The sequence below is a fragment of the Caproicibacterium amylolyticum genome (genome assembly GCF_014467055.1).
In the GTDB taxonomy this organism is placed as follows: Bacteria; Bacillota; Clostridia; order Oscillospirales; family Acutalibacteraceae; genus Caproicibacterium; species Caproicibacterium amylolyticum.
On the sequence record NZ_CP060696.1, the window covers coordinates 2126198 to 2143283 of the forward strand.

Genomic DNA, 17086 nt, shown 5'->3' on the forward strand with positions numbered 1-17086 from the left:
TGGATTCAACATATAAATTTGCAACAAGGTTGCATTTATTGTTATTATACATATCCCGCGGCGCGAATGTCAATGCATCCGCATAAAATTATGGAATTGGGTAACCATGCTGCCGAATCACGACTTGAGCGTATGAAAGGATGCAGAAAAAGCTAAAATTCTTTTACATGAAATTAACGCAAGTATAAATCTATTTTAAGCCAAGACGGTTAGAATTTTATATGCGGTTTTAAAAACTCACTGTGAATTCTAAGGAGGAATTTATTTCATGAAAAAGAAGCGAATTCGAAGGCTCACGGCAGCTCTGCTGACAGGCATCATTGCCCTTTCCGGCATGACAAACGCAGCATATGCCTGGGATGCACCGGCACAGTCAGAGTGGCAGACACTCGGCCGACAGAACATTAAGGCACGTATCGCAGTCGGCAGCGATGTGCACATTCCGTACTATGACAGTGAAAAGAAACTGCAGAATGCCTTTGACAGCTTCTACAGAATTGACCCGGACTTGGACGCTGCTGCTTTTGTCGGTGATTCAGTGAACGATGCAGATGTCAGCAAATATGACAAATTCATGGCAATCATCAACAAAAATACCGGAACGGCAGATAAAAAAGCGCAAGCTATTCTTTGCCAAGGTAACCACGAAACTTACGGCATTGGTGCCGCAGCCGCTCCCACACGTTTCAAAGAAAAAACCGGTCAAGATGCCAACAAAGCCGTGAAATTGAAAAACGGAATCACAATTATTACGATTGGCCCCAGGAATGCAGAAAATGACTACACCGCAGACTATGATTTCTTAAAGACCAGCCTTGCAAAAGCTGCCGCAGATGACCCCACCGCACCCATCTTTGTGCTGGCCCATCATGGTGTTCCTAATACCGCTTATGTAACAGACGAATGGAACGGCAACTACGAAGTTGGCACAAGCAAGGATTTGAAAGCCCTGATGAAACAGTATCCGCAGGTCATCCACATCTCCGGGCATTCACACTCCACCATGGAAGATGCACGCTCCATTGATCAGAGTGCAGGTTTCACCGCTATTCAAGACGGCACGCTCGGCGCTTACTTTGAAAATGAATCCGGCAAAACTGACCCAACTACCGGCAGCAATGCCACCATTCCTCCGGATTCTGCCATTGCTTCACAGGCGCTTATGATTGATGTCAATGAACAAAATGTAGTCACGATTCGCAGAATGAATTTGACAACCGGAAAGTACATTTACGAGCCCTGGGTAATTAATACACCGGAAATCGTCAAAAACCATGGCGGCAGTTCCTTTCCTTACGGAAAAGTACGTATCAGTGAAAAACCGACTTTTGTAAACGGTTCAACTGTTACAGCCGACAGCGCAACACGCTCCAGCATACATGTTCACTTTCCGGCTGCGACACCTGCGGACACTTCCAACAATAACATGATTCAAAATTATAAGATCACATTGACACCAAAGGATGGCAGCGAATCTGTGGTTAGAAACGTTTTTTCCGATTTTTATGAGCCCACGCAGAAAAAGAGCTGGGACGTAAAAGTAACCGGCCTGCAGGCAGAAAAAGAATACATCCCCAGTGTGCAGGCAGTAACCGCGTTTGGAGCGGTAAGTGAACCCATTACAGGTGTCAAGGTAAAGACCAAAGCAACTGCAAAAGTGGATTCACCGGAACCGGTGCTTGACATTAACTACAGCAGCGGCAGCGTGAAAGATGAGCAGAATCACACACTGGAACAATACAGCAAAACCGTGGCACAGGGTACCGGCATTGACCGCAAAGTGCTCGCCGTTCACGGCGAGGGCGGCTGCCGCTATGCGCTGACCCAAAACGATTATGATCGTTTTGCCAGCGCTTACACAGCAGAAACTTATTTTAAGATTGCCGACGTCAATGCAGACCAGTGCATTTTTTCCAATCAGCAGCAGGCCGGTATGGGCTTTGAAGTGGAAAACGGTAAGCTGGAAGTCTGGACCAATACGGTAAGCGGAAGAGTTACACCTTCTGCTCCTATTGATGCCAATAAATGGTATCACGCAGTTACAACCTACGACGGAAAGACCGCAAAGCTCTATTTGAATGGCGAATTGAAAGACGAAAAAGCAGGTGCGGGCGGTTTAGCTGTACCGGACAAAGACGCATGGTACTACTACGTTGGTGCCGACGTTGAAAGCAGCGGCGGACATGGCTATGAAGCACAGGACGCAGAAATCAACCTTGCACGCCTTTACACAGGTGTTATGACAGATACACAAGTGAAAGCGGCTTATCAAGCAGCTGTAAAAGACGGCAGCCTTTCCACTGCGCCATCCGCAGTATTAAAAGTTGATTATTCCAAAGGGATTACAGCAGACGCACAGGGGCATGACAGTTTCCTGAGTGGAAAAGCAGATGTTATTTATGCTAAGAGTCTACAAAAAAATGTCCTGGGACTTTCCGGAAAAGGAGCGTACGGCTACGCACTTGACAGCCTCGATTACAGCAGAATACAGAACAAGCTTACATTGGAAACAGATTTCTGCACACCGGATGTGCAGACAGACCAGTGCATTATATCCAACACACAGTACGCCGGAACTGGTTTTGAAGTAAATCAGGGCAAGCTTCAGTTCTGGATTCATCTAAATGGTGAATATGCCATTACAAACGTGCCAATAGAAGCTAACAAATGGTACCACGCCATTGCCGTTTATGATGGAAGCAAAGTGAAAATTTATCTCAATGGCACATTGGCAAAAGAAGAAGCACATCAGGGTCAGATGACCGTTCCCGCTGACGGCGCAAAATATTTCTTCGTTGGTGCTGACACAAATGGCAACGGTGAGCCGGAATATTTGATGCAGAGCGGTCAAATCAGCATGGCGGCCCTTTATGCAGGTGCTATGACAAATGAACAAGTTCAAACTGAATATAAAGCGGTACAGAATCGCCCGACTGAGAAAGATCCGTCTGCTGGTTCCGGCAGCGGCAGCACCGGCTCCGACACTAGTTCCAACAAACCAAGCCCGGACAGCACTCCAGACAAACCGCAGAATAATCAGAATGGTGAAGCAGCGGTATCCAACCTTTCCGGCGTACAAACCCTTTGTGCAGGCGGCACATTAACCTTTACGGTTACCAGCGATGCTGCCCCACAAATCTGTCAGGGAAATGGTCTGGTTGCAAGCGTCAACGCTCCTTCAAAGGATTGGGATGCACAGACCCGGACAAGTACTTGGAGCGTTTACGGCATTTGCAGCAGCAAACGAACAACAAATACCACCGGCATCTATGCCATTGTCAACGGCGTAAAAACACAGCTGTTTACAGTTGATGTAAACGGACAGCGTCCTTTCACCTGTGATACCAGCAAAGATATATCCATGAAAACAGGCAGCCACTACATAGCGAAAGTAACAGTTTCGTCCGGTACCAAACTGACCTACAACGCCGGAAACGGCAAAATTGCAGCAACGTTTGTGAAAGGCGGCATGAAACCGCAGTCCACAGCGAATGGACAGGACTGCTACTATCTTGGGGTTCAGGCAGTCGGCACAGGAAGCGCTGGTCTGTACATTACAGTAAGCGGCATCCAATACTGCATTTACCATGCAAATATAAAATAAGCAAGTAAAATATTAATACAGAAACGGACAGGAAAGCTAAGGCAACACCGCACAAAGTAGAACGACTCAAGAAGTGGTAAAATAGAGATATGAACAAACAAATCAGCTTGTCAGCTCTAAGCGATGAACTGGCACGGGTAAAAACACATAAAAAAGAATTTCTGAGTCAAATTGATCACATCGTGCCATGGGACGAATGGGCAGCCATCATAAAGCCGCGCTACTATAAGGGAGAACGCGGGAATAAACCATACGACCTGGAACTGATGCTTCGAATCCATATTTTGCAGAATCTGTACAATTTGGCTGACGAGGCAACAGCCTGTGAGATAATAGATAGCCGTGCCTTTTCGGAGTTTTGTGGAGTAGAATCCAGCAATCAGGTTCCGGATGGAGATACCATCGGCAGATTTCGGAATATTTTAGTGCGCAATGGCCTGGAGCAGGAGATTTTCGCACAGGTTGTGATATCGCTGCAGAAAAAAGGTCTGTTACTGAAAAAGGGAACCATAGTGGACTCCACTTTCATAGAAGCGCCTTCCTCGACCAAGAACAAAGAGAGGCAACGGGACCCGGATGCGCATCAGGCAAAGAAAGGCAACACATGGCATTTCGGATATAAGGCACACATTGGGGTGGACAAAGACAGTGGAATCGTCCATACGGTAGATGTAACAGCAGCAAATGTCAGTGATGTAAGTGAAACAGCAAAATTGCTTACAGGAGAAGAAGAAACCGTAAACGGGGACAGTGGTTATCTTGGAGCGACAAAGCGTCCGGATGCCGTTGTGCGCAACAAGAAAGGCAAGAAAATCAAATACAAAATCAATCGGCGCCCCTCTCAGGTAAAGAAACTCAGCACAAGCGGACAATATTACGCCAAAAAAGTCGAGCATTCAAAATCATCGGTGCGTTCAAAAGTTGAACATGTTTTTGCCATCGTAAAAAGTCAACTGCGGTATCGAAAAACACGATACCGAGGTTTGCAAAAGCAAATTCAAAAATTGAATATGATGTTTGCGCTGGCAAACCTGATTCTGGCTGACAGAAATTCTCTGGCAGTCTGATTCGGGTTACCCTGCAGACCAAATCAAGGAGAAAGCAACGGACTATTTCATATCAACACAGAATTGAACCGGCATCTTCGCTGTTATGCGGCGTTGCCCTAATTTACTTTCCTGTCCGTTTTGTTGTATCAAAAAGCCGTTCGCAATTTTGGAACTTGCGTACAATCAGGCCGTGGTTTGCTGCGAATCTCTGGCAGCAACACCGTGTGCCGACCCGAAAGAGAAAGGCAGCATACAATAATAAATAAATGATTGCTTTCAAGGCCAAACCAGAGGAAAAGAAGGACTTAAAGTAGTTCCATGCCGTATATATAAACCAGATGATGAATTGCCAGGAAGAAATCGTTCCCAGCAATCCAGCCGAGAGCCACGCCACTGGAAATCCTATCCACAGGAATTATATACACACTCAAGTTGTCAATTCTTTACCACAGGCCACCAGAATTGTTGCCTATGTAATTAGAATTGCTTATATGCCAGCTATAACACCGCCCGTCGGCAGACACATAAAGTTACATGTATAAAAAAACTCAGACTATGGCTTTATCAACGGAATTTCGTGCTTACTGTCTGAAAACTCTTTTCGTGTGGCACCTGAAATATTCTAAAAAATGGCAATGCCCCGGCAGACAACCATTCGGCCATCTGCTGGGGCATTGTCATTTTTGCTTGAAACTACTTTTTATCTGTCCAAATAAAAGATGTCAGCCGTTCTCTTTGCGCAGCCGGAGTGCAAGCTCCGGGTCGTTGGTAATGACTGTATCCACATTCTGTTCAAACATATTCTGCAGGTCTGCCTCATTGTCAACAGTCCAAGGACGAACCGCAATATCGAACGCGTGACACTGCAGCACCAGATTTTTATCCCGCAGCGTAAAAAAGTTGGGATGAATCGCATCGGCAGGAACTGAAGCTGCATAATCCCACACATCTACTAAAGCTGCTGCATAAAGAAGCCCGGTTTGAATCTTTGCCGAGAGGTGTTTCATCTCCCGCAGAGCATAGTGGTTAAACGAAGAATAGAAAACCCGCCCGCTCATGCCGTAAGCTTCCTCCAGTGCCAGTACCTTGGGAATTACGGCAAAGCCGTTGTCGTATTCATTCTCTTTCAGTTCCACATTCACCTGTAGTCCTGTTGGCTGCAAAAGGCGGTAAACCTCCTCCAGCGTCGGAATTTTCACCCCCGCAAAACCCGCTTTGCCCATGGATGCATCCAGCGTTTTCAGCTGTTCCAGTGTCATTTGGTGCACAACACCAATTCCATTGGTCGTGCGGCCAACTGTATCATCATGGATGACAACTAACTGGCCGTCCGCAGAAAGATGTACATCCAGCTCTACTCCGTCCGCATGCAGTGCCGCTGCCTGCTCAAAAGCCGGCAGCGTGTTTTCAGGTGCGGTGCAGGAAGCACCGCGGTGGGCAAAAACTTGTGTGTTCATCAAAACAACCTCCTTAAAAAATACGGCGGCGAGCCAGCGGCCAGCCGCCGTATTTTCAGATTTTATGACTGCCCGTTAGCATCATTATAATCCTTCAGCGCACTGTTAATCTGGCTTGTCATATTTTTCAGTGCGTCGCTTTCGCTTTCCTGTTCATTCAGCATCTTCTGCATTTCTGTTTCTTCAATTTTGCGAACCTGAGTGTAAACTGCGCACAAACCGCCGCAGGACTTTGCACTGGAGTCATGCAGCTGGTCAATCGCAACCTGAAACTGCGGATACTTTTTAACATTATCTTTAAATGTCTGCTCATTATAGGCATTCACATTGATTGGGAAGTACCCGGTCTGGGTGTTCCAAAATGCCTGTTCTTCCGGAGAAACCAGGAATTTGATGAACTCCCACTTGGCTTTCTGTACAGCTTCATCGCTGTTTTTAGTCATCCACAGAGAAGCGCCGCCCACAGAAACACCGCCGGTGGATTTTTGCGAATTGATGCCGGGGAAGTAAGCGGTTCCAAGTTCAAACTTTCCGTTAATAGCCTTCAGCATACCCGTTAAACCGGCTGTGCTGTCTATGTACATGGCAAGCTTGCCGTTTGCAAAAGCAGACTGAGCATCTTCATTTTTCATTGCATATGCCGGCATAGCGCCACTTTTCAGAAGCCGATGGTAAACATCCAAAAATGCTGCACCACCGCCATTGGAATCAAACACAGCTGAAGTTGGAGCTTTCTCGCGGCCGTTGCCGTTGTCAAAGGACGGTAGGTTCATTTTATTCAGCGATTGATCCAGGAACCAGCCGTAAACATACATACCCAGCGCATTCTGCGTTGCCTTGCCGGCAGAATCCTTCTTCGTCAGCTTCGGTGCAAGGCTGATAATATCCTCAAATGTTTTGGGAACTTCTGCGATACCCGCTTTTTTCAGAATATCTTTGTTGTAGTAAAGAATCGGTGTAGAAGAGTTAAACGGCATGGAATGCAGCTTTCCATCCACAGTATAATAGGCTGCAATGTTGGTGTCAATCTGTTTTAAGTCCCAGTTATCTTTTTCAGCATAATTCTGCACCGTGTCATTAAAGCCACAATCAATCATGTATCGTGTCCCCAGTTCGTAACTCTGCATAATATCCGGACCGTTTTTGGAAACCATGGCGCTCTTAAACTTGTTGAGCGCATCATCGTAATTTCCCTGAAACACTGCTTTTACAGAAATTTTTCCGCTGTGTGCACTGTTGAACTTGTTAATCATGGTCTGCAGTGCTTTGGCGTTGTTGCCGCCCATCGAATGCCAAAACACTAAATTCACTTTGCTTTGCCCTGCCGCTGTGCCGGTGCTGGCAGCAGCACCTTTTCCGGAAACAGTTGCTCCCGTTGTTGCACACCCTGTACTCAGCAGCGCACATGCGCACAGCGCTGAAATCAGCCCTGTTACTTTTCTTCTCATCGCAAATTCCATGTTATCCTCCTGCTACCCTTCTTGAATAATTTTTCGTTTTTTATTTGAAATATCTGTCAAAGATATGGATTGGTTATCCCTTGACCGCACCGGACATCATGCCTTCCACCAGCTGACGGTGACCAAACAGAAACACCAGCAGTGACGGAAGTGTAACCAGCATCACGCTGGCAAGTGCCAGTCCAAGCGACAGCGCCGAATCTGCGTCCTGCAGTGAGTTGATACCCACCTGAACCACGCGCATCTCATCCTTGCTGGTAACCAGTAGTGGCCACATGTACATGCCCCATGAACTAATGAATGAAGTCACACTGAAAGCCGCAATCATCGGTTTTGCGAGTGGAGTCGCAATCCGCCACAAAAAACGTGCGTCACTGCAGCCGTCAATCATAGCTGCCTCACGAATTTCCTGTGCCATTGTCAGGAAGTACTGGCGGAACAGGAAAATGCCAAGCGCTGATGCCGCAAACGGAATAATCAAGACCTGATAGGTGTCCAACCAGTGCCAGAAACTTATATTTAGATAATTTGAAATAATTGTTGTTTCACCGGGCATCATCATGGTTGCCAGACAAACCAGGAACAACACTTTTTTTCCCTTGAATTTCAGGAAAGCAAAAGCGAAAGCCGCCAGCAAAGAAGTCAGCACCTGCAAAACTAAAATGGAAAAGGCAACAAAAACCGTATTCAAAAACTGCTGCGGCAGTCTTGTCTGCGTCAGTACCTTCACGATGTTTCCAAAATACAGTGAACTGGGTATCAGCCGAATATTGTTGGAAAGGATGTCGGAATCCGGCGTAACACTCATCGCCAGCATATACCAGAACGGAAAAATTATGAACAGCGCGAAGATTGCCGTGATAATCCAGAGAACACTTTTTTTCAGCACGCCGACTGCTTTCATTCGTAATGCACCATCCTTTTTTCATTTTTAAACTGAATCAGGGTGATAATCAGCACGATGGCAAACAGAAAAACAGACTGTGCTGCTGCAGGGCCAAACCGGAAGTTGAAGAACGCATCCCGGTAAATGCTGTAAACAATCACGCTGGTGGCATTGCCTGGCCCGCCTTGCGTAATAATCTGGACCTGTGTAAAGGACTGAAAAGCCGCAATAATATCCGTAATCAGCACAAAAAACAGCATGGGAGACAAACAGGGAATGACAATGTGAAACAGCTTCACCAACCCATTGGCGCCGTCAATTTCTGCGCTTTCCAAAAGCTCCTGCGGCACATTTTTCAGTCCCGCAAAAAGGTAAAGAAAATTGCTTCCAGACATCATCCAAATCGTAATTGCGGCCACTGTAAACAGCGCAAGGTTCGGGTCGGTGAACCAGCGGACATCCTGATGCAAAAACTTATTGACGATTCCCATGGTGGGGTCAAACATTTTCTCAAAAAGCAGAGAAAAGGAACCCGCCGCAGCCGCAATCGGCAGCGTGAACAGAATCGGGAATGCCCGAAAAGCGCGGCCCTTTATGTTTGCAAGATTTGCAGTTGTGAAGCTGATTATCAGCGACAGCACAATCACAATTCCCGCAAAAAGGAAAGTGTTGAGCAGCACCTGCTGGTAATCATGAGAGGTAAAAATCAGCGCATAGTTTTTGAACCCGCGAAACGCTTTGGCATTCCCCTCGTTGTCCGTCAGAAAAAGACTTAAAAACAATGTACGCAGGAACGGAAAGTACTGAAAAGTTGCAAAGCAGGCACATGCAGGCAAAATACAAAGATACGGAAAAATTGCCTTTATGACCTTATGCTTTACAGCCGCCTTGGGGTGGCTCCCGCTTTTTTCCCCGGCAACCCCTGTTTTCAGGGCGGCTTCTGCACCGGCAAAATTTTGCATTAACTAGAACTCCTTTCAGTTGTCGAAAAACTGCCAACGTGTGTTATTCTAACAAATATCAGAAGAAGCTAGTTTATGTTTAATTTATTTCTTTGTAAAATTTTGATTATTTCACGTTTCTGAACTTCGTATGTCTTTCCCCATTTTTCTCTTTGACAGTAAACAGCTTTTCACCACAATGTTAGCAAACGGTCCGTTTACTTTTGGGAATAGGCGGCTGAACGCAGGGATCTGCACCAATTAGCTGCTTATAAGCTGAGGAGGTCAAGACTTTATTGCCTTGGCCTCCTCAGTTTATAAGGAATTCTTTTAAGCCGAATTTTCAATTTTCCTAAAACACATCGACAACTGCCACTACACCTTTACAGATTAACATCTCCCAAAAACTCGTCCCATGTCAGTTGATACAGCTTACGCAGTTTCGCAAGTGTTTTTATGCTTGGCTGAATACGCCCGCTTTCAAAGTACGCCACTGTTGAGCGGTCTAAATACAAGTAATCGGCGACTTCCTGCTGTGTATTTCCATGCTCCGCCCTAAGACTGCGAAGTTTTTGGCTTAATTCCTGTTCCATTGCTTATCCTCCCCACCGATACTTCTCTGTAAATTCCTATCGACCCGTTAAACTTGTTTGAAATTTGATTCCAATGGCAGCGTATAGAGTAAGCATCCGGTAGCTGTTCTCTCAGTTTACTCAAAATCTTGCCTTCACTTTGGCAATCTACTTTTTGCTTATTTTTATTCTAACAGACAGCTTGTACCATAAAACGTACTCTTATAAAATTTTTGCCCGCCTGTGTGCTCCGGTTAGGGGACTCAAGGCGAGCAAAGCAAAGGTGCAATTTTAGCATAAACGATAAAACTGACCCAAATGGATAAATTTTCAAAACTTTTCTTGATAAGAAAAGTTCCGGCGAACATCTTACCAATATCATCAATATTATATTGTACGGCTAATGCCGCAGGAAAAGGAGAAAAATCATGTGTGATCATTCATATTGTGAACCTGCATGTGCAATGTCATTATATAAATCACTTCAAGGGAAGTACTTCGTTGGCGGCAGCCAAGAAGAGTTCGGCAGCGGCAAGTATGCTTGGGCAGGACTTTTCAACCCAAAGGATTCCGGTGTTTTGCTTTTTGTCAATGTTTTCACCGTAACCAATGACAGTGAAATTCCATTTTCTGTTCGGGTCTGGCTAAATGCAGTGACTTCCGGAACAGCAAAACAAACAAAAATGCAAAGTCCATCGAATACAGCACTGCGTCCGCTTCCAAAACCAAAGGTCCAGTTCTTATATGGGGAAAATGTTGACAGAGAACCTCTATCGGGAACACCCATCTATGGACGCCGCTGCCCTGCCGAATCAACAGTTGTTGCTGAGGAAGATGGTAAATTTATTTGCCGTCCAGGCGGTAATTTCTTGATAAATTGTATTCCACCAGAAACAACCAATGAAAAAATTAAAGGGAAAATTGCATTTGGTTGGTGGGAAGAACCCTGCTGACAAACAATTACACCATACAGCCCCATAAAACAAATTGTGCTGCGTGAAAAAGGCTTTTTCACGCAGCACAAAAATTTATTATCTCTATTTTAAATGGCTTTCATTTCTAAAAAGCTGCGGCCCCTGCGCTCTTCTGAATCAGCACGGTTACCGCTCTATCTGCTTCCTTTTCGTTTGACTGCGCGCAGTTCCACGTATCCGCGCTCCCCACGCGGCTCCAGTTGAATACGGGGATTTTCATCATCCCATTCATAGCCAATGACTGTAGGGTCGTATCGGTTCATGGCATATTGCAGCGTGAGAATTGCTTCGCAGTAATTCTCTTCCTGAAAAGGTTCTCCCTGAAACATCAGATATTCCGCAGTTGGAAGGACGATTCGGTCAAATCCGTCCGGAATGCTGCCACAGTCGTCAGGGCTTACCTCAACACCCTGCACATAGGTTGAGGTGCCCGGCTTTTTATACCGTTCCGGAAGCCAAAGACAAACTGGTTCACCGCACAGCGAATCCATGCTGCTCAACAGCCCCCATACATCGCAGCCAACCTCCTCGCAGTATGGGAAGTAATCCTCCGCTTTTACGCCGCGCTTGATGATGACTCCGCGTTCCGGCTTTTGTACCAGCTGGATAAAAACACTTTGTACATTTTTCATGTCGACAAAATCCTTTCTGAGTTCTCTAAATTTAACTCCATATGGGATAAAAAGAGGAATCGGTACGGGAGCCCTGGCATATTCGCTTGGATTACATCCAAATTCCCGGTAAAAAGCCCGTTGGTAACCGTCCACGCTGCCAAAACCCAAGCCCAGCGCCACATCTATCACTCTGCATCTTTCACTTTTTAGGCGCAGTGCAGAATGGGATAACCGAAGCCGCCGAATGTATTCGGCAGGCGTAAGCCCCGTATACGCCTTAAACAGCCGATAAGAATGCCACGGTGAGAACATGGATTCACGTGCAAGATCTGAGAGTGTTATTTCTTGCGCAATATTTGTTTCCATGTAATCCTGCATCCGCTGAACTGCCAACACTTGTTCATTCATCTTTTCATCTCCTCGAAGCAAAATATATTTTACCTGATTCAGAGAAAGATTTCTCGACTTTCCTTGCTATCTGGAAAAACCCACGTTTGGACTTTTTGGCACTCTGCTTTTGTTTATAATTAGCCCAATTCAGCAATCTGATTGTTTTCACAGTAGTCAACGCTGCTGTTGGTACCGGAAGTTACGCCAAATCAAGCATCCAACCTGGAATCCATCCAGCTGCTTAGTTTAAAGAGGACCTATCCAAAGTATACCCTCATTGTTATATAGAAGCAACTTGATTCATTTTACAACAACCTTTTTGCAAACTTTGACACAGACAAAAAGCAGCACTCTCGCTTATACTAAGAAGCTGAGAGTGCTGCTTTTTACTATTTGTACCAGGAAGAATGAAACTTAAACTACATTAAGAATGGGCTACTTCAAAACGTAGCAAAGTAAACAAGGTTGAAAAAGCTTTTTTACATCGAATTTTTCTTTCCGAAAATTTCTACACATATATTAACATCGGTTATTCATAATTGCGATATTTTGACCGTAATCAGCAATATTTTGCATGCTGATTAACCGAATTTCATATAAGTAAAATGGTCCTGACTTTTTGAGTCAGGACCATTTTACTTACTTCTTAACCTTGTCTGTTTTACGCAAACACTCTGGCGCCTTTGGCTGATAACCGAATGAAGCAGATGTGGTTCCTGCACCAAACTTAGCAGCTGCTTTTACGGCTTCGGAAAGTAATTTTACTACTTTCATAATTACTGATTTCCTCCTTTCCTCAACTGTTTCCAAGCGATTACTGTTAGGCAAATCGACAGTCCTGTTGAAATAGTTGAAAAATTGTAGTACATCATATTGGTATGTGCGACGAAATAAGCAATAATTATTACAAACGCTTGAACAAGAATAACAAATCTTGCACATCGTTTGTTCCTGATGATTTCACTGCCGGAAAGCGGGTTGTTGGGATTAAGAACTGGTGCGACTTGATAAACAATTATACAGCACAATAGTAAAATTGCTGCATTGATGAATGCGGCTGCAACAGGAAAAATTCCATCTTCCATTTTCCCTAAAAATAATGACAATAGGAAAATTCCATTGCTAAATAAAAAACAGCCTCTATACGTTGAGCAATGAAATCCGCCGGCAAAAATCCGAATTGGCACAAAACACACGATAAAAAGCAGACTTTTTACAGCGTCCCCTGTTAACACAGCAGCAATAAGAATTGTTACTATAATCGCCGTCGTGGAAATAATCTGCTCAAATCCATAACAGTAAACATCCAGTTCCGCAGTGTCAATTAATTTTGCTTTGCTTAATTTTAAAGCACATCTTTTTGAAATTCTATGTATCATTTTTCTAATCTCTGTAGGAAATGATTACAGTCGATACAAACGCATTGTCCTGATACGTTTGTGATAATTTTCCATTGTATTTGCTTACAGATGCTTGCACATTATGTAACCCCATACCATGCGGCTGCGGGTCCTTTTTTGTACTCAGTAATCTTGCATTTGAAACAAATGGATTTTCCAAAACCGTATTAGAGATTTTTATAATTAGGAAATCATTTCGAGGATGAATCTTTACATCAATCTTTCTCATTTTATCCTCGGGTATTCTTTCACAAGCTTCCAACGCGTTATCTAATAAGTTTGATAATATTACGCATAAATCTGGATTCGAAACGCGGTTACTTTCGGCGATATCCGACGATGCATCAACTGTGAACGCAATTTTCTCATCTTCAGCTCGCCTCCTTTTTTCATTGAGAATCGCATCAGCAACTGAAATTGAGGTGTAAATTTTATCATTGTTTAGAGGGGGTATGTTAGAGATATGATGAATATATTCCCTAGCTTCTTGATATTTATTTTCATCGATCAGACAGTCGATCGCTACCAAATGATTTTTAAAATCATGAAATGTTTTTGCATTAAGACTGTATATCTGATTTAACTGCTCATATTTTTCTGCCGTTAACTGTGCTTCAATCTGCAGCTTCTGATTGTCTATTTGTTCTTGCCGGTAAATTTTCGATTTATAGAAGTATTGTACCAATGTAAGAACGCAAATTAATATGATTACTCCACAAATACCTATAATATATTGCAAACTGCTGAAAACTTCAGTCGAAACTGTTCTGGCAAATATTGACATTATAAAAATGCCTAAAAAAACAGTTAACAGATAACCAGTTGCCGGCACCATTTCAGATTTTGTTTTCCGCCTTGCTAAATTAAATAAAAAGAACAAGCAGCAATCAATGAGCTTATCCAGAATTAAATAAATTGACCTAATATATCCAGTCTTAAAGACTAAAGTATGCAATGATACTCCATTGACCCATCCAATAATTGCTATTAAAAAGCTCTCAATTAACGATAGAATGATAATATATAATGAGGCACTAAATACTGCCTTAAATAAGTTTACATCACTGACAAACTTTCCACAGCAAACAATAATAGCAATCGCCGTTGTTACTGTAACCCACGAAAAAAGGTTGAAAGTATTCAAAAACGTGATAAATGCAGTATAGATACATACAGCAATTAATTTGATAATACTTTGTATCTTCCCATAGTACCTCATCTTTCCAAATGATTCTACTATGGAAATGCCAAGGTAACCCTCAACTGCCGTGGCACATACTTCAATAATCCAAACTGCATTCATATATTAGAACCCCAATACTTGCAAAGTTCATCCTGAACAATCGGAAGATTTGGCCTGCTGATTTTAATATGCGTCCCGTCGCGGCATACCGCATAACCATTTTCAAGCCTCATGATATGAAGTATATTTACAATATAACCACGGTCTATCAACAAAAAATCTTCACTTGATAATTCCTGATACACAATTTTCAGCGATTTGCGCTGCGCGTATACTTCCTTAGATAATAGATGGAAATAGCTATTTCGATTTGCCTTGTTAACAAATACAATTTCTTTGTATGGAATGCGGATTAGTCCATGATTGAGACTCTTAAAAATATATGATTCATTTTCCTCAATTCTGAGTACTTGTAACGCATCAGTCAGAGCATGCTGCAGGCGCTGGTCTAATTCACATTTAGGAATATACCGAAAAACAGATAGTTCATAAGCATCGATTGCATATTCACTGTGTGATGTCAAAAATATAATTAAACAATTCGGAAGCTTTTCACGAATTGTTTTGGCAACATCGAATCCGCTTGACCCGGGCATCTCAATGTCAAGGAATACAATGTCGTAACGCTTTCCATATTCAATTTGGCGTAGGATGTCTTTTCCCATCAAAAAATACTGATCATCTATGCCAACCTGAAGATTTTGAAAAAAGCACCGGATTTTTTTACATAGGACCTGCAAAAATGGCTGACTATCATCACATACTGCAACTGTTAACATATGTGATTCACTTCCTGATTCCTTATAATAAGCTCATTTTAGTAAATTATATCACATAATGTTCCAAAATGAAATGTATGTCCGTGAATCGCAAAAATAAGCAATTGAATTGCAAAAAGTATTGGATGAATTGTCAAGTCAAGTGCGCCAGTTCGTGTAGAAAACTTAAGCAGGAGATTTTCAGCCAAAACATTTACGAAGTCTGGAAATAATGAGAAAGAGATTGTAAATCAACTTATTTTATGATACTGTTACGTTAACACGACTAATTCAATTACCAATTCATTACTTGCCACTCATCCACATGATTCATCCGCTGATGAACCGTTTATCAAAAACCCTTTACGTCAATTCGGAAGCCAAACAGTCCTTTTGCATTACAAACGTAATATTGTTCTTTTAAATAGAGCCTGTGAAACTGCACATCATACAGCTTCACAGACTCTATTTTTGTAATCCATTTTAAATTCGTATTTTGAAAAGGAAAACAGCACTCAGGAACATCGCCAGACCTTATTTGCAAACCCAACAGTGCTGGCGGCGGTTACAAAGATTACAGCAGGCTGCGGTAAAGTGCGGCAATTTCCTTTACACTGGTATCACGCGGGTTTCCTGGGCAGCAGGCATCTGCGAAAGCGCTTTCTGCCAGGAATTGGATGTCTTCTTCTTTTAGGATGCCTTTCAGATTTGCCGGAATTCCCACATCCTGGCCCAGTTTGCGTACAGCGCTGACTGCGGCTTGGCGGTACTCGGCCTGCGACATAGATTCTGTTCCCTGTACACCCATTGCTTTGGCAATGTCGCGGTATTTGTCACCGGAGCATTCGGCATTATATTCCATGCCAGTCGGCAAAATGATTGCACAGGCCACACCGTGCGGCGTATCGTATAAAGCACTCAAGCCGTGTGCCATGCTGTGCACAACACCCAGCCCAACGTTTGAGAAACCCATGCCGGCGATATACTGCCCCATGGCCATCCCTTTGCGTCCCTCTGGTTTATTCTGCACGGCATCCTTAAGATTCTTGGAAATCAGGCGGATAGCTTCCAGGTGAAACATATTTGTCATTTCCCATGCAGCTTTTGTTGTAAAACCTTCTATTGCATGTGTCAGCGCGTCCATGCCAGTTGCAGCAGTCAGACCTTTCGGCATGGAAGACATCATTTCGGGGTCAACCACAGCTACTTCCGGAATATCATTTGTATCCACGAATACAAATTTCCGCTTTTTTTCGGTGTCGGTAATCACATAATTGATAGTGACTTCTGCAGCGGTTCCAGCAGTAGTTGGCACCGCAATGGTAAACACAGCATGCTTTTTGGTGGGTGCAGTGCCCTCAAGACTGCGCACATCGGCAAACTCCGGATTATTGGCAATAATACCGACTGCCTTGGCTGTATCCATAGAAGAACCGCCGCCAATGGCAACCATACAGTCCGCACCGGAATTCTGAAATGTTTTTACACCGGTCTGTACATTTTCAATCGTAGGGTTCGGCTTAATGTTGGAATACAGTTCATATGGAATTTTCGCATGGTCAAGTACATCCAGTACCTTTTGCGTTACGCCGAATTTTACAAGGTCAGGGTCAGAACAAATAAAAGCTTTTTTCAGTCCGCGAGCAGTCAGTTCATTTGCAATCTCTGTAATTGCACCGGAGCCGTGATAGGAAATTTTGTTTAAAACAATACGCTCTGCCATAATCAATTACATCCT

Annotated in this window: 15 protein-coding genes; 3 read left to right on the forward strand and 12 right to left on the reverse strand. The window is 43.7% G+C overall.

The window, feature by feature from the left end:
• The first annotated feature begins 268 nt into the window (after positions 1-268).
• Both H6X83_RS10125 and H6X83_RS10130 read left to right on the forward strand, forming a co-directional pair.
• Complete coding sequence (locus H6X83_RS10125; protein WP_212506367.1) at positions 269-3604, forward strand: LamG-like jellyroll fold domain-containing protein; 3336 nt, start codon at positions 269-271, stop codon at positions 3602-3604.
• Between the two features lie 101 nt (positions 3605-3705).
• Positions 3706-4671, forward strand: coding sequence for an IS5 family transposase (locus H6X83_RS10130; RefSeq protein ID WP_212508453.1), 966 nt, complete (start codon positions 3706-3708; stop codon positions 4669-4671).
• Between the two features lie 704 nt (positions 4672-5375).
• Here H6X83_RS10130 and H6X83_RS10135 read toward each other — a convergent pair.
• The 6 genes from H6X83_RS10135 to H6X83_RS10160 form a co-directional block, all read right to left on the reverse strand.
• On the reverse strand, positions 5376-6110 hold the full coding sequence (locus tag H6X83_RS10135) for a glycerophosphodiester phosphodiesterase (RefSeq protein ID WP_212506368.1): 735 nt from the start codon (positions 6108-6110) through the stop codon (positions 5376-5378).
• Positions 6111-6172: 62 nt separating this feature from the next.
• On the reverse strand, positions 6173-7570 hold the full coding sequence (locus H6X83_RS10140) for an ABC transporter substrate-binding protein (RefSeq protein WP_212506369.1): 1398 nt from the start codon (positions 7568-7570) through the stop codon (positions 6173-6175).
• 73 nt (positions 7571-7643) lie between these two features.
• Complete coding sequence (locus tag H6X83_RS10145) at positions 7644-8474, reverse strand: carbohydrate ABC transporter permease (RefSeq protein WP_212506370.1); 831 nt, start codon at positions 8472-8474, stop codon at positions 7644-7646.
• Positions 8471-9418, reverse strand: a complete 948-nt coding sequence (locus tag H6X83_RS10150; RefSeq protein ID WP_212506371.1) for a carbohydrate ABC transporter permease — start codon at positions 9416-9418, stop codon at positions 8471-8473. Before H6X83_RS10150 ends, H6X83_RS10145 begins: the two co-directional genes overlap by 4 nt.
• Positions 9419-9780: 362 nt before the next feature.
• On the reverse strand, positions 9781-9990 hold the full coding sequence (locus H6X83_RS10155; protein WP_212506372.1) for a helix-turn-helix transcriptional regulator: 210 nt from the start codon (positions 9988-9990) through the stop codon (positions 9781-9783).
• A 242-nt stretch (positions 9991-10232) separates the two neighbouring features.
• Positions 10233-10409, reverse strand: coding sequence for a hypothetical protein (locus tag H6X83_RS10160; RefSeq protein WP_212506373.1), 177 nt, complete (start codon positions 10407-10409; stop codon positions 10233-10235).
• On the opposite strand from H6X83_RS10160, the gene H6X83_RS10165 reads away from it, so the two are divergent.
• Positions 10398-10922, forward strand: a complete 525-nt coding sequence (locus H6X83_RS10165) for a DUF6143 family protein (RefSeq protein ID WP_246419186.1) — start codon at positions 10398-10400, stop codon at positions 10920-10922. The two genes, H6X83_RS10160 and H6X83_RS10165, sit on opposite strands and share 12 nt — an antisense overlap.
• Positions 10923-11077: 155 nt before the next feature.
• On the opposite strand, the gene H6X83_RS10170 is transcribed toward H6X83_RS10165, so the two are convergent.
• The 6 genes from H6X83_RS10170 to fucO all read right to left on the reverse strand — a co-directional run bounded on the left by H6X83_RS10170 (position 11078) and on the right by fucO (position 17071).
• A complete protein-coding gene (locus tag H6X83_RS10170; protein ID WP_212506374.1) occupies positions 11078-11965 on the reverse strand; it encodes a helix-turn-helix domain-containing protein in 888 nt (295 codons plus the stop codon).
• Positions 11966-12586: 621 nt separating this feature from the next.
• A complete protein-coding gene (locus H6X83_RS10175; RefSeq protein ID WP_212506375.1) occupies positions 12587-12721 on the reverse strand; it encodes a cyclic lactone autoinducer peptide in 135 nt (44 codons plus the stop codon).
• Positions 12722-12723: 2 nt separating this feature from the next.
• On the reverse strand, positions 12724-13326 hold the full coding sequence (locus H6X83_RS10180; protein WP_212506376.1) for an accessory gene regulator B family protein: 603 nt from the start codon (positions 13324-13326) through the stop codon (positions 12724-12726).
• Positions 13327-13330: 4 nt separating this feature from the next.
• A complete protein-coding gene (locus H6X83_RS10185; protein ID WP_212506377.1) occupies positions 13331-14650 on the reverse strand; it encodes a sensor histidine kinase in 1320 nt (439 codons plus the stop codon).
• The gene (locus tag H6X83_RS10190) at positions 14647-15369 is read right to left on the reverse strand and encodes a LytR/AlgR family response regulator transcription factor (protein ID WP_212506378.1); all 723 of its coding nucleotides are present in this window, start codon (positions 15367-15369) and stop codon (positions 14647-14649) included. Before H6X83_RS10190 ends, H6X83_RS10185 begins: the two co-directional genes overlap by 4 nt.
• Positions 15370-15922: 553 nt before the next feature.
• Complete coding sequence (fucO, locus tag H6X83_RS10195) at positions 15923-17071, reverse strand: lactaldehyde reductase (RefSeq protein ID WP_212506379.1); 1149 nt, start codon at positions 17069-17071, stop codon at positions 15923-15925.
• Between the last annotated feature and the right edge of the window lie 15 nt (positions 17072-17086).